This is a genomic window from Enterobacter cloacae complex sp. 277I4 (assembly GCF_050031465.1).
GTDB classification, from domain to species: domain Bacteria; phylum Pseudomonadota; class Gammaproteobacteria; order Enterobacterales; family Enterobacteriaceae; genus Enterobacter; species Enterobacter cloacae.
On sequence record NZ_JBLGWC010000001.1, the window covers coordinates 4,908,152 to 4,928,148 of the forward strand.

Annotated in this window: 18 protein-coding genes and 4 tRNA genes; 8 read left to right on the top strand and 14 right to left on the bottom strand. The window is 55.5% G+C overall.

Features of this window, described 5'->3' with window-relative positions; genetic code table 11:
• Nucleotides 1–162 precede the first annotated feature (162 nt).
• A complete protein-coding gene (yigI, locus tag ACQG19_RS23885; protein ID WP_013099253.1) occupies nucleotides 163–630 on the top strand; it encodes an acyl-CoA thioesterase YigI in 468 nt (155 codons plus the stop codon).
• A gap of 51 nt (nucleotides 631–681) precedes the next feature.
• Complete coding sequence (rarD, locus tag ACQG19_RS23890) at nucleotides 682–1,578, top strand: EamA family transporter RarD (RefSeq protein ID WP_246932786.1); 897 nt, start codon at nucleotides 682–684, stop codon at nucleotides 1,576–1,578.
• A 62-nt stretch (nucleotides 1,579–1,640) separates the two neighbouring features.
• Here the strand turns inward: rarD and corA are convergent, their stop codons facing one another.
• The 8 genes from corA to lptM form a co-directional block, all read right to left on the bottom strand.
• Entirely contained in the window at nucleotides 1,641–2,591 is a 951-nt protein-coding gene (corA, locus tag ACQG19_RS23895) for a magnesium/cobalt transporter CorA (RefSeq protein ID WP_008501540.1), read from the bottom strand.
• Nucleotides 2,592–2,742: 151 nt separating this feature from the next.
• Complete coding sequence (gene ysgD / locus ACQG19_RS23900) at nucleotides 2,743–2,799, bottom strand: YsgD/CorL family protein (RefSeq protein WP_212743980.1); 57 nt, start codon at nucleotides 2,797–2,799, stop codon at nucleotides 2,743–2,745.
• Between the two features lie 149 nt (nucleotides 2,800–2,948).
• Nucleotides 2,949–5,111, bottom strand: a complete 2,163-nt coding sequence (gene uvrD / locus ACQG19_RS23905; RefSeq protein WP_013099255.1) for a DNA helicase II — start codon at nucleotides 5,109–5,111, stop codon at nucleotides 2,949–2,951.
• Nucleotides 5,112–5,219: 108 nt separating this feature from the next.
• Nucleotides 5,220–5,936, bottom strand: a complete 717-nt coding sequence (yigB, locus tag ACQG19_RS23910) for a 5-amino-6-(5-phospho-D-ribitylamino)uracil phosphatase YigB (protein ID WP_013099256.1) — start codon at nucleotides 5,934–5,936, stop codon at nucleotides 5,220–5,222.
• Entirely contained in the window at nucleotides 5,936–6,838 is a 903-nt protein-coding gene (gene xerC / locus ACQG19_RS23915) for a tyrosine recombinase XerC (protein ID WP_013099257.1), read from the bottom strand. The genes yigB and xerC overlap by 1 nt, the downstream gene beginning before the upstream one ends.
• On the bottom strand, nucleotides 6,835–7,542 hold the full coding sequence (locus ACQG19_RS23920) for a DUF484 domain-containing protein (RefSeq protein WP_013099258.1): 708 nt from the start codon (nucleotides 7,540–7,542) through the stop codon (nucleotides 6,835–6,837). Before ACQG19_RS23920 ends, xerC begins: the two co-directional genes overlap by 4 nt.
• Complete coding sequence (gene dapF / locus ACQG19_RS23925; RefSeq protein WP_013099259.1) at nucleotides 7,539–8,363, bottom strand: diaminopimelate epimerase; 825 nt, start codon at nucleotides 8,361–8,363, stop codon at nucleotides 7,539–7,541. The genes ACQG19_RS23920 and dapF overlap by 4 nt, the downstream gene beginning before the upstream one ends.
• Nucleotides 8,364–8,398: 35 nt before the next feature.
• Nucleotides 8,399–8,602, bottom strand: coding sequence for an LPS translocon maturation chaperone LptM (gene lptM, locus ACQG19_RS23930; RefSeq protein ID WP_013099260.1), 204 nt, complete (start codon nucleotides 8,600–8,602; stop codon nucleotides 8,399–8,401).
• A gap of 135 nt (nucleotides 8,603–8,737) precedes the next feature.
• Between lptM and cyaY the strand changes: the two genes are divergently transcribed.
• Nucleotides 8,738–9,058: an iron donor protein CyaY gene (gene cyaY, locus ACQG19_RS23935; protein ID WP_013099261.1), complete on the top strand. Its 321-nt coding sequence runs from the start codon at nucleotides 8,738–8,740 to the stop codon at nucleotides 9,056–9,058.
• A gap of 73 nt (nucleotides 9,059–9,131) precedes the next feature.
• Here cyaY and cyaA read toward each other — a convergent pair whose 3' ends face one another.
• The gene (gene cyaA / locus ACQG19_RS23940) at nucleotides 9,132–11,675 is read right to left on the bottom strand and encodes a class I adenylate cyclase (protein WP_013099262.1); all 2,544 of its coding nucleotides are present in this window, start codon (nucleotides 11,673–11,675) and stop codon (nucleotides 9,132–9,134) included.
• A 350-nt stretch (nucleotides 11,676–12,025) separates the two neighbouring features.
• Between cyaA and hemC the strand changes: the two genes are divergently transcribed.
• The 5 genes from hemC to ACQG19_RS23965 all read left to right on the top strand — a co-directional run bounded on the left by hemC (nucleotide 12,026) and on the right by ACQG19_RS23965 (nucleotide 17,491).
• The gene (gene hemC / locus ACQG19_RS23945) at nucleotides 12,026–12,967 is read left to right on the top strand and encodes a hydroxymethylbilane synthase (RefSeq protein WP_058683738.1); all 942 of its coding nucleotides are present in this window, start codon (nucleotides 12,026–12,028) and stop codon (nucleotides 12,965–12,967) included.
• Entirely contained in the window at nucleotides 12,964–13,704 is a 741-nt protein-coding gene (gene hemD, locus ACQG19_RS23950) for a uroporphyrinogen-III synthase (RefSeq protein WP_222169265.1), read from the top strand. The genes hemC and hemD overlap by 4 nt, the downstream gene beginning before the upstream one ends.
• 21 nt (nucleotides 13,705–13,725) lie before the next feature.
• Entirely contained in the window at nucleotides 13,726–14,922 is a 1,197-nt protein-coding gene (gene hemX, locus ACQG19_RS23955) for a uroporphyrinogen-III C-methyltransferase (protein ID WP_045902197.1), read from the top strand.
• A gap of 2 nt (nucleotides 14,923–14,924) precedes the next feature.
• On the top strand, nucleotides 14,925–16,124 hold the full coding sequence (gene hemY, locus ACQG19_RS23960) for a protoheme IX biogenesis protein HemY (RefSeq protein ID WP_246932788.1): 1,200 nt from the start codon (nucleotides 14,925–14,927) through the stop codon (nucleotides 16,122–16,124).
• A gap of 155 nt (nucleotides 16,125–16,279) precedes the next feature.
• Complete coding sequence (locus ACQG19_RS23965) at nucleotides 16,280–17,491, top strand: MFS transporter (RefSeq protein WP_222169264.1); 1,212 nt, start codon at nucleotides 16,280–16,282, stop codon at nucleotides 17,489–17,491.
• A gap of 506 nt (nucleotides 17,492–17,997) precedes the next feature.
• Here ACQG19_RS23965 and ACQG19_RS23970 read toward each other — a convergent pair.
• The 5 genes from ACQG19_RS23970 to thrP all read right to left on the bottom strand — a co-directional run bounded on the left by ACQG19_RS23970 (nucleotide 17,998) and on the right by thrP (nucleotide 19,931).
• Nucleotides 17,998–18,074 (bottom strand) — tRNA-Pro (locus tag ACQG19_RS23970).
• Between the two features lie 42 nt (nucleotides 18,075–18,116).
• Nucleotides 18,117–18,203 (bottom strand) — tRNA-Leu (locus ACQG19_RS23975).
• A gap of 20 nt (nucleotides 18,204–18,223) precedes the next feature.
• Nucleotides 18,224–18,299, bottom strand: a tRNA-His gene (locus tag ACQG19_RS23980).
• A gap of 67 nt (nucleotides 18,300–18,366) precedes the next feature.
• Nucleotides 18,367–18,443: transfer RNA gene (locus ACQG19_RS23985), tRNA-Arg, on the bottom strand.
• Nucleotides 18,444–18,545: 102 nt separating this feature from the next.
• Nucleotides 18,546–19,931, bottom strand: coding sequence for a bifunctional threonine/serine APC transporter ThrP (gene thrP / locus ACQG19_RS23990; protein ID WP_222169263.1), 1,386 nt, complete (start codon nucleotides 19,929–19,931; stop codon nucleotides 18,546–18,548).
• Nucleotides 19,932–19,997: the final 66 nt, after the last annotated feature.

Consider the following 19,997-nt stretch of genomic DNA (forward strand, 5'->3'; position numbering starts at 1 on the left):
CGGTGGTGTTCTCCTGCAAAATGTTAAATGATCTGAATCGTTATATGGCGCACATTCTACAGACTTCTGCAGCAACTGCTGCATCCTCGTTTCTGAAAGTGGCATTCTTGCCTGTCCGGGCATAAAATCAACATTTTATTAACATTAAGGATGTGATGTCTCATGTCAGCCATGCTAACCGCCGAAGAAGCGTTAAAACTCGTGGGCGAGATTTTTGTTTACCATATGCCGTTTAACCGCGCGCTGGGACTGGAACTGGAGCGTTACGAAAAAGACTTTGCCCAGCTCAGTTTTAACAACCAGCCGATGATGGTAGGCAACTGGGCACAGAGCATTTTACATGGCGGAGTGATTGCCTCCGCGCTGGACGTGGCTGCAGGGCTGGTATGTGTTGGCAGCACCCTGACCCGCCATGACACCATCAACGAAGACGAGCTGCGTCAGCGCTTATCCCGCATGGGTACCATCGATTTACGCGTCGATTATCTGCGTCCCGGGCGCGGAAACCGCTTCACCTGCAGCAGCAGCCTGCTCCGTGCGGGTAATAAGGTTGCCGTGGCGCGTGTTGAACTGCATAACGAAGAACAACTTTATATCGCCAGCGCAACCGCCACTTATATGGTGGGTTGAAGCTGAAAAATCGGGTAAAGTTAATTCACTTTTTTGTCACGGATTTTCCCGATGGATGCTAAACAGACGCGGCAGGGCGTGTTACTCGCCCTTGCCGCTTATTTTATTTGGGGTGTCGCACCCGCCTACTTTAAATTTATCGCTTACGTACCGGCTGATGAGATCCTCACTCACCGCGTCATCTGGTCCTTCTTCTTCATGATCGCGCTGATGAGCGTTAGCCGTCAGTGGTCTGGCGTCAAAACGCTGCTACAAACCCCGAAGAAGATCTTCCTGCTGGCACTCTCGGCAGTACTGATTGGCGGAAACTGGCTGCTGTTTATCTGGGCGGTTAATAACCATCACATGCTCGAAGCGAGTCTGGGCTACTTTATTAACCCGCTGGTGAATATTGTGCTGGGGATGATTTTCCTCGGCGAACGCTTCCGCCGGATGCAGTGGCTGGCGGTGATCCTCGCCTTATGCGGCGTGCTGGTTCAGCTATGGACCTTTGGTTCACTGCCTGTTATTGCACTGGGGCTGGCATTCAGCTTCGCGTTCTACGGGCTGGTGCGTAAGAAGATTGCCGTGGAAGCGCAAACCGGCATGCTGTTTGAAACCCTGTGGCTGTTGCCGGTGGCCGCTATCTATCTCTTCGGCATTGCCGACAGCCCGACCAGCCACATGGGCAGCAACCCGTGGTCCCTGAATGTAATGCTGATGGCCGCAGGCGTGGTGACGACTATCCCACTGCTCTGCTTTACCGGTGCGGCAACGCGCCTGCGTCTGTCCACGCTGGGCTTTTTCCAGTACATCGGCCCGACGCTGATGTTCCTGCTGGCGGTGGTGTTTTACGGCGAAGTGCCGGGTGCGGATAAGATGGTGACGTTCGCGTTTATCTGGGTGGCGCTGGCGATTTTTGTCGCTGATGCGATTTATACCCAGCGCCGGGTGCGTAAAGGGCTGTGATTTTCCCCTCTCCCTTTGGGAGAGGGAATTCGATCGTAGGGCGGGTACCACCCGCCAGATTTTTACAGCCAGTTGCGACGCTTGAAATAGAGATACGGCGCCAGCCCGGCGAGGATCATAAAGATAATCGCCCCCGGATAGCCGAAGCTCCACTTCAGCTCTGGCATAAACTCAAAGTTCATCCCATAGCTGGATGCCACCAGCGTCGGCGGCAGGAACACCACGGATACCACCGAGAAGATCTTGATAATGCGGTTCTGCTCGATGTTGATAAAGCCCATCGCCGCCTGCATCAGGAAGTTGACCTTCTGGAACAGTGATTCGTTGTGCGGCAGCAGGGATTCGATATCGCGCAGGATCTCACGCGCCTGTTCCAGCTGGCCGCCCGGCAGACGCGCCTTGCGCACCAGGAAGTTCAGCGCGCGCTGGGTATCCATCAGACACAGACGCACCTTCCAGCCGATATCTTCCAGCTCCGCCAGCGTGGAGAGCGCTTCGTCGTATTCATCGCCCTGATGGCCTTCCATGATGACGCGGCTCAGTTTTTCCAGATCGCTGTAGATGTTTTCAATCTCATCCGCCAGTTGCTCAATTTTGGTTTCGAACAGATCGAGCAGCAATTCGTAAGCATTGCCGTCCACCATCGCCTGGCTGCGGGCGCGCATGCGATAGAGACGAAACGCCGGCAGTTCGCGCTCGCGCAGGGTAAACAGGCGACCGTCGCGAATGGTAAATGCCACGGTGGAGTTCCCCGCGTGGTCTTCGGCATCTTCAAAGAAGAAGAAGGAGTGAATGTGCAGGCCGTCTTCGTCTTCAAAAAAACGTGCGGATGCTTCGATGTCTTCCAGTTCCGGGCGAGTGGCCAGACTCTGCCCCAACTCAGATTGTACGCGCAGGCGTTCATCGTCGTCCGGCTCGACCAGATCCACCCATACGGCATCAATGAGGGGCTGTGACTCTTCGGCTTCAAGCCGAGTCAGTCGGTTATTTTCGAGTTGAAATGCGCTCAACATGACCGGGACTCCCAATGCAAAAAATATCGGACAGTTCGGTGGGCACACAGAAACAAATTGGGTTTCAGACCATTAAACAGCCTGACTCAGCGCGACGGGAATAATGCAGGTCGCTGACAACCACTAAGGCCATCAGCAAGAGGAGATAGCCTTAGGAGTTGTTCCTGGATGACAGGGAATTGAGCCAGTATCTACTGGGTGTGTCCAAGGCGAATGTCCTCTTAGCGTAATCGTGCGCGCATGTTACGCCAGCAGCAACTGTGGCGTCAACACGCAACGAAACGCTGAAGGGCATTAATTGACCTTCAACGTATAAGGCTAGCAGATTATTACAAAATAATGATATTTTTCTGAAAGTTACACTGCTTCCAGCTTGGCATACGCGGCCACCAGCCATTTGATCCCCTGCCCCTGGAACGCCACCTGCAGGCGACTGTGCTCGCCGCTGCCTTCCAGATTGACGATGGTGCCTTCGCCAAACTTCGAATGGCGCACGCGCTGGCCCAGCTTGTAGCCAGTGTCGGTTTCCGCAATCGGCGAGCCCATCCGCTGATGGCTGACCGGGCGGCTGATACTGGCACGCAGACGAACTTCTTCGACACACTCTTCCGGCAATTCGCCGATAAAGCGCGACGGACGGTGATAGACCTCTTTACCGTACAAACGGCGGGTTTCAGCGTAGGTCAGCGTCAGCTTCTGCATCGCTCGCGTCACGCCTACGTAAGCCAGACGGCGTTCCTCTTCCAGACGCCCGCCTTCATCCAGCGACATCTGGCTCGGGAACATGCCCTCTTCCATGCCGACGATAAACACCTGCGGGAATTCGAGGCCTTTGGCAGAGTGCAGGGTCATCAGTTGAACCGCATCCTGCCAGGTATCCGCCTGCCCTTCGCCCGCTTCCAGCGCGGCGTGAGAAAGGAACGCCTGCAGCGGCATCAGGTCTTCGTCTTCTTCGTTGTAGCTGAACTGGCGCGTTGCCGTCACCAGTTCCTCTAAGTTCTCAATACGGGTCTGGCCCTTCTCGCCTTTTTCCTGCTCGTACATGGTGCGCAGGCCCGAGTCTTTGATCACCCGGTCAGTCTGCACGTGTAGCGGCATGTCGGCGGTTTCCTGCGCCAGCGCGTCAATTAATTCCAGGAAGCGCTGCAGCGCGCTGGCGGCGCGCCCGGCGAGGGCTTTTTCCTGCAACAGCTCGCGGCACGCCTGCCAGAGCGTAAGCTGACGATCGCGCGAGGCCTGACGCACCACGTCCAGCGTTCGGTCACCAATGCCGCGGGTTGGCGTATTCACCACACGTTCAAACGCCGCATCGTCGTTTCGGTTAGCGATCAGGCGCAGATACGAGAGCGCGTCTTTGATCTCCTGACGTTCGAAGAAGCGCATGCCGCCGTAGATACGGTACGGCATGCTCACCTGCAGCAGCGCCTCTTCCAGCACGCGCGACTGGGCGTTGCTGCGGTAGAGAATGGCGCACTGTTCCAGCGCGCCACCGTTGTCCTGCCAGGTTTTGATGCGGTTCACCACGAAACGTGCTTCGTCGAGCTCGTTGAAGGCGCAGTAAATGGAAATCGGCTCACCGTCGACCCCATCGGTCCACAGCTTTTTACCCAGGCGCCCGTTGTTGTTTTCAATCAGGGCGTTGGCCGCGCTGAGGATATTGCTGGTCGAGCGGTAGTTCTGCTCCAGACGGATGGTTTCGGCGCCGGGGAAGTCGTTGAGGAAGCGCTGAATGTTTTCCACCTGCGCGCCACGCCAGCCGTAGATGGACTGATCGTCATCGCCTACGATCATCACCTTGCCGGTATCCCCGGCCAGCAGGCGGATCCAGGCGTACTGGATGTTGTTGGTATCCTGGAATTCGTCCACCAGGATGTTGGTGAAGCGTTCACGGTAGTGCTGCAGGATATGCGGTTTGTTCAGCCACAGCTCGTGGGCGCGCAGCAACAGTTCGGCAAAGTCCACCAGCCCGGCGCGGTCACACGCTTCCTGGTAGGCCTTGTAAACGTTCTGCCAGGTCTGCTCCACCGGATTGCCAAAGCTCTGAATATGGTGCGGGCGCAACCCTTCGTCTTTCTGGCCGTTGATGTACCACATCGCCTGACGCGGCGGCCACTGTTTCTCGTCGAGATTCATCGCTTTAATCAGGCGTTTCAGCAGACGGAGCTGGTCTTCACTGTCGAGGATCTGGAAATCCTGCGGCAGATTGGCATCCATATGGTGCGCGCGCAGCAGACGGTGCGCCAGACCGTGGAAGGTGCCGACCCACATGCCGCCCTGGCTGGTGCCCATCAGTTGGGCGATACGGTGGCGCATCTCCGCCGCCGCCTTGTTGGTGAACGTGACCGCCATGATGGAGTACGGAGAGCAGTTTTCCACGCTCTGCAGCCAGGCGATACGGTGAACCAGCACGCGCGTCTTACCACTGCCCGCCCCAGCCAGCACCAGCAGGTTGGTACGCGAGGCGGCAACCGCGTCACGCTGTTTGTCATTAAGGCTGTCGAGCAGGTAAGAAACGTCCATTGGCACCGTCACATAGTATTCAGGAACACAGCAAAGCGCCCGGTGGCGCTTTGCTTACCGGGCCTACAACTGCAAAAACCCTGGTAATTTATACAATATTACTGGTGATTATATCAGCGTCGTGAGGGATGCCAACCGTGAAATTTCCAGGTGCGGCAGAAGACGGCTGTCCGGGGCGATCATCAGGTCCGTCTTTTCTGGCTTGATCCAGCAGGCCTGCATACCGCAGCGGATGGCACCCGCTACGTCTGTGGTCAGGTCATCACCCACATGCAACATTTCGCCGAGCGGCAGGTTCAGCTTCTCCGCCGCCAGATGATACATATCGTTAAACGGCTTCGAGCGCCCGTGCGGACCCGCCCGCAGCACAAATTCGAAGTAATCCCCCAGACCAAACAGCTCCGGCTGCGCATTGCCATTGGTGATGGCGACCAGCGGCCATTTTTCTGCCAGTTTTGCCAGGGTGTCGTGCGTTTCCTGCGGCACGTCGATACGGCTGCGCCATTTGGCGAAGTTTTCCATTGCGGCTTCAGCCCCGACGGCCGCATCCTGTGCGCTCAGCCCAGCGTTGAGCATCGCCTGCTCCACCGCACGGCGACGCCATTCGGTTACATCGTGATAAATATCCGGCTCGGTCTCACGCAGGGACTGGCGCAGCAGCTGAAAGTCCTTGTTCTGCATCGTCTTTAGCGCCGGATGGTAGTTCTGAACAAACGCCAGTGACTCCTGCTCAGTTCGCAGGATCACTTCACGGTTGTCATAAAGGGTGTCATCAAGATCAAAAGTCAGGGCTGAGATGTGACCCAGTGGGCGGTAAAAACGCATTATTTCCCCCGTTTGGCGCGTGGATGCGCCGCGTCATACACCGACGCAAGGTGTTGAAAGTCTAAGTGGGTATAGATTTGGGTGGTGGAGAGATTCGCGTGGCCGAGCAGCTCCTGCACGCCACGCAGATCGCCACTCGATTCCAGCATATGGGTGGCAAAGGAGTGGCGCAGCTTATGTGGATGTACGTGGCTGTTGAGCCCCTGCTTAATGCCCCACTCTGCAAAGCGTTTCTGCACGTTACGCGCCGAGATCCGCTTGCCGAGTTTCGACAGGAACAGCGCATCCTCCTCGGCGCCAAACAGCCCGCGCAGATCCAGCCAGTGCTCAATCCACGAGACGGCATTACGGCCAATCGGCAGGCGGCGCTCTTTGCTGCCCTTACCCATCACCCACACTTCGCCGGACTCCAGATCGAGATGTTTTAAATCGAGATTAACCAGTTCGGAAAGACGCAGACCCGCACCGTACATGACCTCCAGCATCGCGCGATCGCGCACGGCCAGCGGGTCGTTGAGGTCAATATCCAGCAGGCGGTTTACATCGTCGACGTCGATATTTTTCGGCAGGTGACGCGGGGCTTTCGGCGTGGCGATGCCTTTCGCCGGGTTGGCTTTTAAGCCGCCCTGGCTCACCAGCCAGTCGAAGAAACTGCGCAGCGCAGAAAGCCTGAGCGCCAGACTCGCCGGGCTTAGGTTTTTTTTACGGCTGCGCACAACAAACCCACGGACGGTCGCAGCGTCACATTGTTGCCAGCTTTTCAGGCCGATCTCATCGGCAATCTGCATGATGGCATCAAGCTGACGCTGATAGTTCAGCAGCGTAATGGGGCTTAGCTGACGTTCAACGCCCAGGTAGCGCAGAAAGCGCGAGACGTCAGTCGCGAGCAGGGCGTCCGTCATACACGTTCAATCCAGCGCTCCAGCAGCTCAGGCAGCATCAGGGCGATCTCCTGCAGCAGCTGCGTGCCTTGTCCCTGCTCGTAATGATGCGCGTCGCGGCTGGTAAATAACATCACCCCCAGATCGCCATCACGCCCCATCATCGACATCGCCACCGAGCCTATCGCTTTCGCCTCCGGCAGTACCACCAGCAGTTCCGGCCCGTTAAGCGGCCCAAGATAGTGATGTTCGTGGCCCAGACGCTGAATACGCAGGGGTTCAAACGCCTGGCGACTCAACGCCAGATGGGTAAAACCGGACGGCGCGCCAATGCGCCAGCGGTCAGGGAAAAGACGAATCGTTGCGCCAGCCAGCCCCAGTTCACGCGCCCAGCGGTGGAAGCGGCTGAGAAATTCTTCAAGGCTGTGCGCCGAGGCCAGACGCGCCTGCAGATGCAGAAGACGATAGAACAGGCTTTCGTTCGTGTTGGCCTGCTCCATCAGCAACGTCATGTTCTCTTCAAGCTGATTGATGTGGTTGCGCGAGCGTGCCATGTGCCATTCGACCAGCGACACGGTCCCGCGAACCGGATGCGGCACACGCATCGCTTCGACGACGCGTGCATTGCGAATAAAAAACTCAGGATTGCGCAGCAGATAATCAACAACAGCCCTGTCGTCCAGTTCCGTCACCGTTTCCTGCAGTTCTTCCCCTGGTTGTTTCATAGATGGATAAACCCGTCATAGACATGTGCCGCCGGGCCAGTCATATACAGTGGATGACCCGGTCCTTTCCAGGCGATATCAAGACGACCGCCTGGTAACTCCACGCGAACCTCTTCGGCCAGTAACCCCTGAGAGATGCCGACGGCCACCGCAGCACAGGCACCGCTTCCGCAAGCCTGCGTTTCGCCCGCGCCGCGCTCGTACACGCGCAGACGGATATGCTCACGCTTCACCACCTGCATAAAACCGATATTCGCCCGTTCCGGGAAACGTTCATGGCTTTCCAGCACCGGACCCAGGGTTTCAACCGCGGCCGTTTCCACGTTATCGACCTGAATCACACAGTGTGGGTTGCCCATCGAGACGACGCCACACAATACTGTCTGCTCGGCCGCACGCATAATATAGGTCTTTTCCGCTTTGTTTGCGCGAAACGGCACCGCAGAAGGCTCGAAGTTTGGTTCGCCCATGTTCACGCGCACCAGCTCGTCATCAGTAACGCTGAGCACCATGCGGCCATTCGCCGTGCTGACACGGATATCGCGTTTGTTGGTCAACCCTTTCAGGCGGACAAAGCGGGCAAAACAGCGCGCGCCGTTGCCGCACTGATTCACCTCGCTGCCATCCGCATTGAAAATACGGTAGTGGAAATCGAGGTCGGGATCGTACGGCGGTTCAACCACCAGCAGCTGATCGAACCCCACGCCCAGGTGTCGATCCGCCAGGCGGCGGATCAGTTCCGGGGAGAAAAAGACATTCTGCGTTACCGCGTCGACGACCATAAAATCGTTACCAAGGCCATGCATTTTAGAGAACTGCATCATTTGCTCCATTGCGCGGGTACAGAACGTGATCGTCAGAGATTAACCTGGGTCGGGCCACCGTTGTTGCCACGATCGTTAGTGTCTGGCGTGGATGACTCAATGCCGCTGTTCACAGGTTTCGTCGGCGGCGGCGCGGTTTTATCCGCTGGCGGGAAGTACAGCGGCCCCTTCAGCCCACAGCCAGTCAGACTAAACAGCGTGATGAGAACGGCAAGCGTTCGGAAAGCGTTTTTCATTATAAAGTTGCCCGTAAGTTCAAATCTGTTTCTATCATCGCAGGAGAAGACACAAAAGCAAGAGTTTGCCGCTTTCCTGCAACGGGAATTATTTAGGGTTATACTGCCGGCATCACGAAAAACAGGAACAAAACCATGAACGACAGTGAATTCCATCGCCTTGCCGACACCCTGTGGATGACCATTGAAGAGCGCCTGGACGACTGGGAAGGCGACAGCGATATCGATTGTGAAATCAACGGCGGTATCCTGACCCTCAGTTTCGAAAACGGCAGCAAAATTATTATTAACCGCCAGGAGCCGCTTCACCAGGTATGGCTGGCGGCCAGACAGGGTGGCTACCATTTCGATCTGAAAGGGGATGAATGGGTTTGTGACCGTAGCGGCGAAACCTTCTGGGATCTGCTGGAGCAGGCTGCAACCGCGCAGGCGGGTGAAGATGTGAGTTTCAGGTAGTTTTGCTGCCCGGTGGCGGCTACGCCTTACCGGGCCTACAACGGCTCGGACCGTAGCCACCCGGCGAAAAGCATCACGAGAAATACTGCTGCAACAGCGGTGCGGTATCCTGATTCGCAGGCACGGCAGGCGTGACGGCCTGAGTACGGAACGGAATCACCTGCGCACGGCCATCGACATTCACAATCTGGTAGAACTGCGGCAGGTTGAAGTTGATGAAGCTGGAGCCGTAGGTGAAGCGGTCATGTGATGAGGAGTAGAAGCGGCTAACGTCACGCACCAGTTCCTCTTTACTGCCTTCGCAGTGGTGATACACCTCTGCGCGGTTGGTCTCATCAAGAATATAGATGTTGAAACCAGCATCGTCTCCCGACTCTTCAAAGAAGAACTGGATAATCCCTTCACTGGCAAATCCATCCACCACCTGCGGCAACTTGACGTGGTTAGTCTCCACCTGAACCGACAGGCCATGCAGTTTGTTATGGGAAATCGCGCCGTAAAACTCAATGGCGTTCTCCAGCTTCTGCACCGACACGTTCAGGCGTTCGAAGAACAGACCCCAGGTTTGCCCTGAAACACGCAGCGCTTTAAAGCGACCGGTTTCCTGACGGGTACTGGAAAGACGCAGCTCAATACACTCTGAAACTAACTGCTGCACGCGGGTACGAATCAAACCACGCAGGTGCTGGCTGTAGCAGAACACTTCCACGCTGTCCGGCGGCGCGGCATCCTGGTGCATCTTACCGAGAATGGTTTTCAACGCTTCGATCATCGCCTGCTCGCCGTTGAAGTGCAGCGTACGCACTTCGTTCCACGAGTTGCGGTACAGCAGATCCACGCTGCCAACCAGGCAGTTTTGCTGCTCGCCAAAGCTGAAGACGTCCAGCTTGCGGAAGTCAAAATGCACGACCTGATTGCGGAAGGCCGCCGTCGGGTCATATTCCAGGTTGACGATAATCGCCAGATGACGAATTTCACACGGGCTGTAGAGCGCTTTTGGCGTGGGTGCAGGCAGACGCAGCGGGAAGTGATGGGAGACATCCGCCACCATCTCCTGCAGTTTGGCTAAATCGACCACCTCGTTGCCTTTGATAAACAGGCGGGTGCGCGAGGTCAGCAGGCCGTTAAACCAGGCCCAGGCCACCAGCTTGTTCAGGTAGCGGTTATACTCCAGCGGCTGATGGCTAATGATCGAATCCATGCTTGGGGCACGGTTATACAGATACCACCCGGTGCGGTTCGCGCGGCCCGGCGGCACATAGATAAAGGTCAGGTTTGGCTCTGACAGATCGGGCGAAATTTGCGGGTTAACCAGGGTGACTTTGCCCGGCAGCGCTTCAAACGCGGCATACAGTTTGCGGGTCAATACCCCGATGTCCTGCGGGCTGGCGGACACGCTGAGGTTGTTACGGCGCGCAAAGCGGATCAGGTTACGGTAGCTTTGCATCATCGCATCAAGCAGTTCGTTGTGCGCTTCACGCACCTGATCGATTTTCCAGTTGGCGCGATTGTCGAGCATGGAGAGACGCTCTTCGCCCCATCCCCACTCTTTGACGAGCTGAGAAACCACTTCACGACGCCAGCCCACGCAGGCGCGTTCGCGGCTCAATTTCTCACAAACTTTGAGATAGAAACATCGACGCACCAGGTCGAGACGCGTGGTGTCATCAATGGCTTTCAGGTATTCGGTAACGCGTTCCAGCATCATGCAGTAGGCATCAAGCCCAAAGGAGACAATCTCCCCGTCGTGCAGACGCTGCTTGATATCTTTCGCCAGCAGGCGTGGGGTTGGGTATTCCCAGGAATAGGCTTCGAGCAACAACGTTTTCAGCACCGCTTTGTATGGTGAGTCGATGCTCTTATAAAGCTGCCAGAGGCTCGCGCCAAAGTACTCTTCGGCTGACAGGGAGCTCAGGCCGCCCAAATCCAGCCATTCGTTTGGCGTCAGTACGCCCTGCGCGTAAAGCGACATCACGTAATCATCGTAATGCTCTTCTTCTTCGCACGGGACCATATTCCACAGAATACGCTTCCCGGCCAGACGCACTGCCGTACGGTAAAATTCGTCCAGCAATAAAATGTGCTGCGTGGAGCCACAGTCCTCACCACCCAGACTGCCGCTTTCGTTATGGCGGAAACGGTTTTCATCAATCAGGAAGAAGCTCACTTCCACGCCAAGCGATGCCGCCCAGCTTTCCAGCAGGCTACATTTACGCTGCAGCAACTGACGCTCTTCGTTATCGAGCCAGGATTGATGACAGACCCAGATGTCCAGGTCAGACGAACAGCTTTGCCCTACCGAAGAGGTGCTCCCCATGGAGTAAACGCCGGTGATAGGCAGTTCACCTTTCGGGGATTCCTGCGGCGGCATGCCACGGTAGAGTTCAAGTTCGTTGAGATAATGCTGTTGGGTTTCATCAGGCGTGAAAAGGCAAATGCCCTTGGGAACGTTACCGTCAAGGTAACCCGGCATCAGCGGATGGTGATAGTGCAATAATGTCGGCAGCAGACTGTATACCTGCTGGAAAGCAGGGCCCATGGCAGCAAGCGCGCGATCCACACGCAGTTGATTGATGGCATCCAGTCTCTGTTTCAGAGTCTCAATATAGAGGTACAAGACGTATCGCCTGATGTTTCCGGGTGTCGCAAGCTATTCAAAAACAAAAATAACAGCGAGCCCGCAGTATTTCAAAAAGATAACCGTTACCCTTTTTCGCCCTTATCATTATGCTGGTACCGACGAAAAAATGGTCTAAAACGTGATCAATTTAACACCTTGCCGATTGACCGTAAAGAAAGTTGCGCTACATACAAAGTGTAGCACCGTTCTGTACGTGTAAATTCCTTAATACGGCTGTGGCTGACGAGAACTCCCGCCCTGTCCCTCTCTTCTTCATCACCGTAAAACTGCCATCCCAGAGTCAACAATGTTAGGATGGTTAGCGATTGATAATGACGGTAACAAGCATGTTAGACAATGTTTTGAGAATTGCCACACGCCAAAGCCCTCTTGCGCTCTGGCAGGCACATTATGTTAAGCAGCGCCTGGAAGCCTGCCACAGCGGCTTGCGCGTCGAGCTGGTGCCCATGGTCACGCGCGGCGATGTGATTCTTGATACGCCGCTGGCGAAAGTGGGCGGCAAAGGCTTGTTTGTCAAAGAACTGGAACTGGCATTGCTTGAGAACCGCGCCGATATCGCCGTGCATTCGATGAAAGACGTGCCCGTCGAGTTCCCGGAAGGGCTGGGACTGGTGACCATTTGCGAGCGCGAGGATCCGCGCGATGCGTTTGTCTCTAACCAGTTTGACTCGCTTGATGCGTTGCCCAAAGGCAGCGTGGTTGGCACGTCCAGTTTACGCCGCCAGTGTCAGTTGGCTGAACGCCGTCCGGATCTGATCATACGCTCGCTGCGCGGTAACGTTGGCACGCGTCTGGGCAAGCTGGATAACGGCGATTACGATGCCATTATCCTCGCGGTAGCAGGACTTAAGCGTCTGGGGCTGGAGTCACGCATTCGCGTCGCGTTGCCACCGGAGCTCTCTTTGCCGGCCGTGGGACAGGGCGCTGTAGGTATTGAGTGCCGTCTGGATGACAGGCGTACCCGTGAACTGCTTGCGCCGCTGAATCATGACGAGACGGCCATTCGCGTCAAAGCCGAGCGTGCGATGAATACCCGCCTTGAAGGGGGGTGCCAGGTGCCGATTGGCAGCTATGCTGAATTAATTAACGGTGAACTGTGGCTGCGTGCGCTGGTTGGCGCGCCGGACGGTTCGCAGATGGTACGCGGTGAGCGCCGCGGTAAACCGCAAGATGCTGAGCAGCTTGGCATTTCGCTGGCGGAAGAGTTACTGGATAACGGTGCCCGCGAGATTCTGGCTGACGTTTACGATGGAGAGCCCCCTGCATGAGTATTCTCGTCACCCGCCCTTCTCCCGCAGGAGAGCAGTTAGTGAGCCGTCTGCGCGCACTGGGGCAGGTGGCCTGGAGTTTTCCGCTTATTGAATTCTCCCCGGGTCGGGAGTTGTCCGCGCTCGCCGACCATATGAATACCCTTCAGGAAGGCGACCTGCTGTTTGCCTTGTCGCAACATGCCGTGGAATTTGCCCATGCGCAGCTACAACAGCAGGGACTGAACTGGCCTACCGCGCCACGCTATTTCGCGATTGGCCGTTCCACCGCCCTGGCGCTGCATACCGTAAGTGGAGCAGACGTACGTTACCCGTTAGATCGGGAAACCAGCGAAGTCTTGCTACAATTACCTGAATTACAAACCCTAATCGGAAAACGTGCGCTGATTTTACGCGGTAACAGCGGACGCGAGCTGTTAGGCGAAACGCTGCGTGAACGCGGAGCTGACGTCACGTTTTGCGAATGTTATCAACGCTGTGCAAAACATTACGATGGTGCACAAGAGGCGATGCGCTGGCATACGCGCGGCATTACAACGCTGGTGGTGACCAGCGGCGAAATGCTGCAGCAACTCTGGTCGCTGGTGCCGCTTTGGTATCGTGAAAACTGGTTACTCCACTGTCGGCTTTTGGTCGTCAGTGAGCGTCTGGCGAACCTCGCCCGGGAACTGGGCTGGCAAGATATTCGGATCGCTGATAACGCCGACAACGATGCGCTGCTGCGCGCATTACAATAACTCTCATAATGGGATGCCATAATGACGGAACACGACAAATCCTCCGCCGTGGTTGAAGAGACCAGGGAGACTGTGGACATGACGCCACAGTCAGAAACGACTGAGAAAACCGTTGAGAAGAAAAACGGCAGCAACAAGACCAGCCTTGCGCTGAGCGCGATTGCCATCGCCATTGCGCTGGCAGCAGGCGTCAGCCTCTACGGCCTGGTGAAACAGCAAAGCACCAATCAGACGGCAACCAGCGACGCGCTGGTTAATCAGCTCGCCGCGCTGCAAAAAGCGCAGGAGACACAAAAAACCGAGCTGGAAGGCGTCATCAAACAGCAGGCTGCCGCGCTTGCCGATGCGAACAGCAAACAGGAAGAGCTAACCAAACAGCTGGACGAAGTACAGCAAAAAGTGGCCACCATTTCCGGTACCGATGCCAAAACCTGGCTGCTTTCTCAGGCTGATTTTCTGGTGAAACTGGCCGGGCGTAAGCTCTGGAGCGATCAGGATGTCACCACCGCCGCCGCTCTGCTGAAAAGCGCAGATGCGAGCCTGGCGGACATGAACGATCCAAGCCTCATCACCGCACGTCGCGCCATTACCGAAGACATCGCCAGCCTCTCCGCCGTTTCTCAGGTGGATTATGACGGCATCATCCTCAAGGTAAATCAGCTCTCGAACCAGATTGATAACCTGCAACTGGCAGATAATAACGACGACGATTCTCCCATGGATTCCGACGGCACCGAGCTGTCCAGCTCCCTGAGCGAGTGGCGTGTAAACCTGCAAAAAAGCTGGCAGAACTTTATGGACAGCTTCATCACCATTCGTCGCCGTGATGAAACCGCCGTGCCGCTGTTAGCGCCGAACCAGGATATCTACCTGCGTGAGAACATTCGTTCCCGTCTGCTGGTCGCGGCCCAGGCCGTGCCACGTCATCAGGAAGAGACCTACAAACAGGCGCTGGATAACGTCTCCACATGGGTACGTGCTTACTACGATACCGATGATGCCACCACCACGGCGTTCCTCGATGACATCGACAAACTGAGTCAGCAGAACATCACCATGAACGTGCCGGATAAACTGGCCAGCCAGCCGATTCTGGAAAAGCTGATGCAAACGCGCGTACGTAACCTGCTGGCACAGCCGGGCGTTCCGGCTGCGCAGACGGGTGAACCTGCACCAGCCGCCGCGCCCGCGCCTGAAAGCGCCCCACAAGGAGAGTAACGATGCTTAAAGTACTCTTACTCTTTATCCTGCTGATCGCCGGGATCGTCCTTGGGCCGATGCTTGCCGGTCACCAGGGTTACGTGTTGATCCAGACCGACAATTACAACATCGAAACCAGCGTAACGGGTCTGGTGATCATTCTGATCCTGGGCGTTGTGGTATTGCTGGCGCTGGAGTGGATCCTGCGCCGTATTTTCCGCACCGGTGCCCATACCCGTGGCTGGTTCGTTGGCCGCAAGCGCCGTCGCGCCCGTAAGCAGACCGAGCAGGCGCTGATTAAGCTCGCCGAGGGCGACTATCAGCAGGTGGAAAAGCTGATGTCCAAAAACGCCGACCACGCTGAACAACCCGTCGTGAACTATCTGTTGGCTGCTGAAGCAGCTCAACAGCGTGGTGACGAGGCCCGTGCCAATCAGCATCTGGAGCGCGCATCGGAGATGGCGTTTGACAACCAGATCCCGGTTGAGATCACCCGCGTTCGCCTGCAGCTGGCACGTAATGAAAACCATGCGGCGCGCCACGGCGTTGACCGTCTGCTGGAAATCACCCCTCGCCACCCTGAAGTGCTGCGCCTTGCCGAGCAGGCCTATATCCGTACCGGTGCATGGGGTTCACTGCTGGACATTATTCCTTCGATGGCGAAAGCCGACGTGGGTGATGATGAACATCGTGACGAACTCCAGCGCATGGCGTGGATTGGTTTGATGGATCAGGCGCGTGCCGATCTGGGCAGCGATGGTCTGAAAACCTGGTGGAAGAATCAGAGCCGCAAAACACGTCAGCAGGTTCCTCTGCAGGTGGCAATGGCGGAACACCTGATTGAATGTGACGATCATGACACGGCTCAGGAGATCCTCCTCGACGGTCTGAAGCGCCAGTACGACGATCGTCTGGTCATGGTGATCCCGCGTCTGAAAACCAACAACCCTGAGCAAATCGAAAAAGTGCTGCGTCAACAGATCAAAACCGTTGGCGATCGTCCGCTGCTCTGGAGCACGCTGGGCCAGTCGCTGATGAAACACGGTGAATGGCAGGAGGCGAGCCTCGCCTTCCGTGCGGCGTTAAAACAGCGCCCGGATGCGTTTGACTACGCGTGGCTTGCCGATACGCTCGACAAACAGCATAAACCGGAAGAAGCTGCCGCCATGCGGCGCGACGGTCTGCTTTTGACATTGCAGAATAACGGAAATCAGCAATAATCGTTAAGGAGGCCGGACGGCCTCCTTTTTTACGCACCCTTTTTGCATATCCATCAGGAAACGTTCCGACCAATGTAACGATCTCTTTTCATTAACCTTTTTACACACACGCGCATCAGCCGCGTGGACTAAATCGTTTTTGAAAGGAAATCGTCATGAACTCGCTTTTGTATGCGCTTGTTGAAGCGCTGCGCTGTCATCGCTGGCTGCGTTTGCTGGCCTGCGCCTTTATTTTTACGTCGTTGGGAAATGGGTTAACTCAGGTTGTTGTCTTCGGTTTACTTTTAGACTGGTCGGCACCAGCCACTCTGCTTACGCTCGCCTTTCTTTTTGCAACGGTGCCTGGTTTTATCGGCAGCATCATCAGCGAAAAACTGTGCGCACACTATTCTCCCGTCTCTTTGTTGATCCTGTCAGAGGGGTTGGGCTTACTCGCCCTGTTATTCCCACTGCTGGGTATTCATTATCACAGTATTTCAGCGCTGCTTGCTGTGCAATCCACCGAAGCCCTGTTGAATGGGATGAGCTGGCCGGCCCTAACGTTGCTCTTTAAACGCGGACTCAGTAAAGCAGAGCTTCCTGCAGCAACCTGTCTTGAAAACGTGATTTTTGCGGCTCAGGTACTGCTCGGTACCGGACTGGGCGTAGTACTTTTCCAGCGAATATCGGTGATGACATTGCTGGCAATCGATGCTGCCAGCTTTCTGGGGTCAATGTTTATGCTGTGGCTGGCTGGAAGGACATTTACTGCGCAAGCACGCTCTTTATCCCCAGACGAAGGCTCCCCGGTTATGCTGCGGTGGCATGCGCTGACCCTCCGGCAAAAACGCAGTTTACTCATTTTGCCCGTTCTGGCAGCCGTCGGTTCACCCGCCATGGCGCTTTTACCGGCGCTAGCGCAGCAGATCCAACCGGAGGATGCTGCGGATCTCGCCTTACCGCTTCTCTTTGCCAGGAGTATGGGGCAGCTTTGCGGCCCTATACTGCTGAAGAGAGACAGCCTGCCGCGGCTCACTGCGCACACACCATTGTTAATGCTCTGCCTTAGCCTCTTTTTAGCGGCTTACGGTGTGATCCCGTTTTTATCTGGTTGGATGGTGTGTGCACTGGGGATGATTTTTATTGCACATCTGGCATCAAACGTTGTTTTCGCGGTGGGAACATATGGTGTGCTCAGCAACTTTCACTCTACGCAGACTGCTTCAGCGAGTGGAAAAGTCTGGCGCTGGCAAACGCTCAGTGCCTCTTTGTTCACCGGTATTGCAGCGGCATTAACCGCCGCGTTAGAGGCACTACAGGCAATGTATATTGTCTCTGCGGGTGCGCTGCTTCTGGCAGCCCTGGTCATGTTTCGTTACCGTGAATAAGGCATAAAAAAACGCCTGCTATAAAAGCAGGCGTTAAAACAGGTCTGTAAGACAACATATTTGGTGCTTCACTCAACGTTATGCCCATGGTGTCTGATGAGGCCGAAGCGACATCTGTCAGTGGACGATAAGCACCGTAAATGGCTCTGCATCATTCCTGAGTTTATGAGGCACGAAGGCGAACATAAGAGATGGAATGAGCATCTACACGTATATTATTGCACGTTACATGCCAACGTTACACGAAGAAATTTTACATCGCGCAACATTTTAAGATAAAAGGAATTTCTGCTGCTAAGACCCGTCTGACGCACCATAAGATATCGGTAAAAGCGCAGAAGTGTCGTCAGAAAGAGACGGTTAAGACGCTGATGAAATATTATTTTAGTTTTCAAGTAATTAAGTGTCGCTGGTTCGCGACAACAGGAAACGCGTATGTTGGGGAATGGATACAGAGGTGAAAAGCCGCAGAAAACAAAAAACCCCGCCGAAGCGGGGTTCAAAATTGGTCGGCGAGAGAGGATTCGAACCTCCGACCCACTGGTCCCAAACCAGTTGCGCTACCAAGCTGCGCTACTCGCCGATGTACTGCTTTTTGAATTTTTAGTTCAATTCATTAAAGTCGTGGTGCGAGGGGGGGGACTTGAACCCCCACGTCCGTAAGAACACTAACACCTGAAGCTAGCGCGTCTACCAATTCCGCCACCTTCGCAATTCACAACTCTTCAATAATGGGGTGGCTAATGGGATTCGAACCCACGACAACTGGAATCACAATCCAGGGCTCTACCAACTGAGCTATAGCCACCACTGTATTCTTTCACGCGGTACTGACTACTTCTCAGACCACCGCAGCTCTAGCGCCGGGACTAAAATGGCGCGCCCGACAGGATTCGAACCTGAGACCTCTGCCTCCGGAGGGCAGCGCTCTATCCAGCTGAGCTACGGGCGCTTAGCGCCGTTGCGGGGCTGGATATTACGTACCTCCGACCCCGCTGTCTAGTGCTTTTTTGAAAAAAATGCGCGTTTGGTTATGGTTTGCACATTTTGCCGCTTATTCCTCCACTTTCTGCGTGGTGCCGCGGCGCCCCAGCCCAAATAGCTTATAGGCTGCAGTGACTGCCGCCAGGAAGATCATCCCGACAAACAGCGACATGCGGGTATCATCATTAAAGTACATCCCGATTAATACGCAAATCAGGAACGCCATCGTCAAATAGTTCGCATACGGGAACAGAATCGAGCGGAACGGATGGCTGGCAATCGCCTGTTTATGCGCATGGCGGAAACGCAGCTGGCTAATCAGAATAACGAACCACGGCACCATCCCCGGCAGCACGCTGGCGCTGTAGACATAAACAAATACGCGCTGCGGGTTTGGAATAATGTAGTTCAGGCATGAGCCAATCAGCAGGATGGCAATCGACACCGCCACACCCGCAACAGGCACACCCGCGCGGGACACTTTACTCATTGCCGCAGGCAATTGATTGTTCTTCGAAAGCGCATAGAGCATACGACCACAGCTGTACATTCCGCTGTTACAGCCAGACAACGCCGCCGTCAGGACGACAAAGTTGATGATACCTGCTGCCGCCGTAATACCTATCTTCGCGAATGTTAAGACAAACGGGCTGCCTGTCGTGCCGATCTCATTCCACGGGAAGATGGTCACGATAACGAAGATCGCCCCCACATAGAAAATCAGGATACGCCACAGCACCTTACCCACTGCACTACGCAGCGTGACCTGCGGGTTCTTCGCTTCACCGGCCGTAATACCGATAAGCTCAACGCCCTGATAGGACGCGACAACGATACACAGCGCCGTCAGGAAGCCTTTCCAGCCACCAGCGAAGAAGCCGCCGTGTTCGGTCAGGTTACCGAAACCAATCGCGTGACCGCCGTTGCCAAAGCCGAAGAAGATGACGCCGAGTCCAACCACAATCATCACGATGATGGTGGTGACTTTAATCATCGCAAACCAGAACTCGATTTCACCATAAAGGCGAACGGCTGCCAGGTTTGCCATTGCCACCAGCCCCACAGCAATCAGCGCCGGTATCCACTGGACCATGTCCGGGAACCAGAACTGCACATACACCCCGATTGCGGTAATCTCCGAGATACCCACCGCCATCCACATAAACCAGTATGACCAGGCCGTCAGGTAGCCGAAGAACGGGCTCATGTAGCGGTGCGCATAGACGGCGAAAGAGCCGGTCACTGGCTCCAGGAAGAGCATTTCGCCCATCGAACGCATGATGAAGAAAACGAACAGGCCAGCAATAATATATGCCAGCAGAACGGATGGCCCGGCCCATTTGAGCGTGCTTGCAGAGCCCATAAACAGGCCCACACCAATAGTGCCGCCCAGCGCTATCAGTTCAATATGACGAGCTTCCAGCCCACGCTGTAGCTCCGGTTTTTTCTCTGCCATAGATCCTCGGTTGTGTTTGCTGTTTCCCGGCTTAATACCAGGTATTGTTTTTTAGGGGTACTAAAA

Excerpts from the sequence above, each read along its gene's own strand:
- hemX (WP_045902197.1), top strand. The coding sequence starts at position 13,726 with ATGACGGAACACGACAAATCCTCCGCCGTGGTTGAAGAGACCAGGGAG.
- thrP (WP_222169263.1), bottom strand. The coding sequence starts at position 19,931 with ATGGCAGAGAAAAAACCGGAGCTACAGCGTGGGCTGGAAGCTCGTCAT.
- corA (WP_008501540.1), bottom strand. The coding sequence starts at position 2,591 with ATGTTGAGCGCATTTCAACTCGAAAATAACCGACTGACTCGGCTTGAA.
- lptM (WP_013099260.1), bottom strand. The coding sequence starts at position 8,602 with ATGAAAAACGCTTTCCGAACGCTTGCCGTTCTCATCACGCTGTTTAGT.
- hemY (WP_246932788.1), top strand. The coding sequence starts at position 14,925 with ATGCTTAAAGTACTCTTACTCTTTATCCTGCTGATCGCCGGGATCGTC.
- dapF (WP_013099259.1), bottom strand. The coding sequence starts at position 8,363 with ATGCAGTTCTCTAAAATGCATGGCCTTGGTAACGATTTTATGGTCGTC.
- rarD (WP_246932786.1), top strand. The coding sequence starts at position 682 with ATGGATGCTAAACAGACGCGGCAGGGCGTGTTACTCGCCCTTGCCGCT.
- hemC (WP_058683738.1), top strand. The coding sequence starts at position 12,026 with ATGTTAGACAATGTTTTGAGAATTGCCACACGCCAAAGCCCTCTTGCG.
- ACQG19_RS23965 (WP_222169264.1), top strand. The coding sequence starts at position 16,280 with ATGAACTCGCTTTTGTATGCGCTTGTTGAAGCGCTGCGCTGTCATCGC.
- xerC (WP_013099257.1), bottom strand. The coding sequence starts at position 6,838 with ATGACGGACGCCCTGCTCGCGACTGACGTCTCGCGCTTTCTGCGCTAC.
- hemD (WP_222169265.1), top strand. The coding sequence starts at position 12,964 with ATGAGTATTCTCGTCACCCGCCCTTCTCCCGCAGGAGAGCAGTTAGTG.
- ACQG19_RS23920 (WP_013099258.1), bottom strand. The coding sequence starts at position 7,542 with ATGAAACAACCAGGGGAAGAACTGCAGGAAACGGTGACGGAACTGGAC.
- cyaY (WP_013099261.1), top strand. The coding sequence starts at position 8,738 with ATGAACGACAGTGAATTCCATCGCCTTGCCGACACCCTGTGGATGACC.
- yigB (WP_013099256.1), bottom strand. The coding sequence starts at position 5,936 with ATGCGTTTTTACCGCCCACTGGGTCACATCTCAGCCCTGACTTTTGAT.
- uvrD (WP_013099255.1), bottom strand. The coding sequence starts at position 5,111 with ATGGACGTTTCTTACCTGCTCGACAGCCTTAATGACAAACAGCGTGAC.
- yigI (WP_013099253.1), top strand. The coding sequence starts at position 163 with ATGTCAGCCATGCTAACCGCCGAAGAAGCGTTAAAACTCGTGGGCGAG.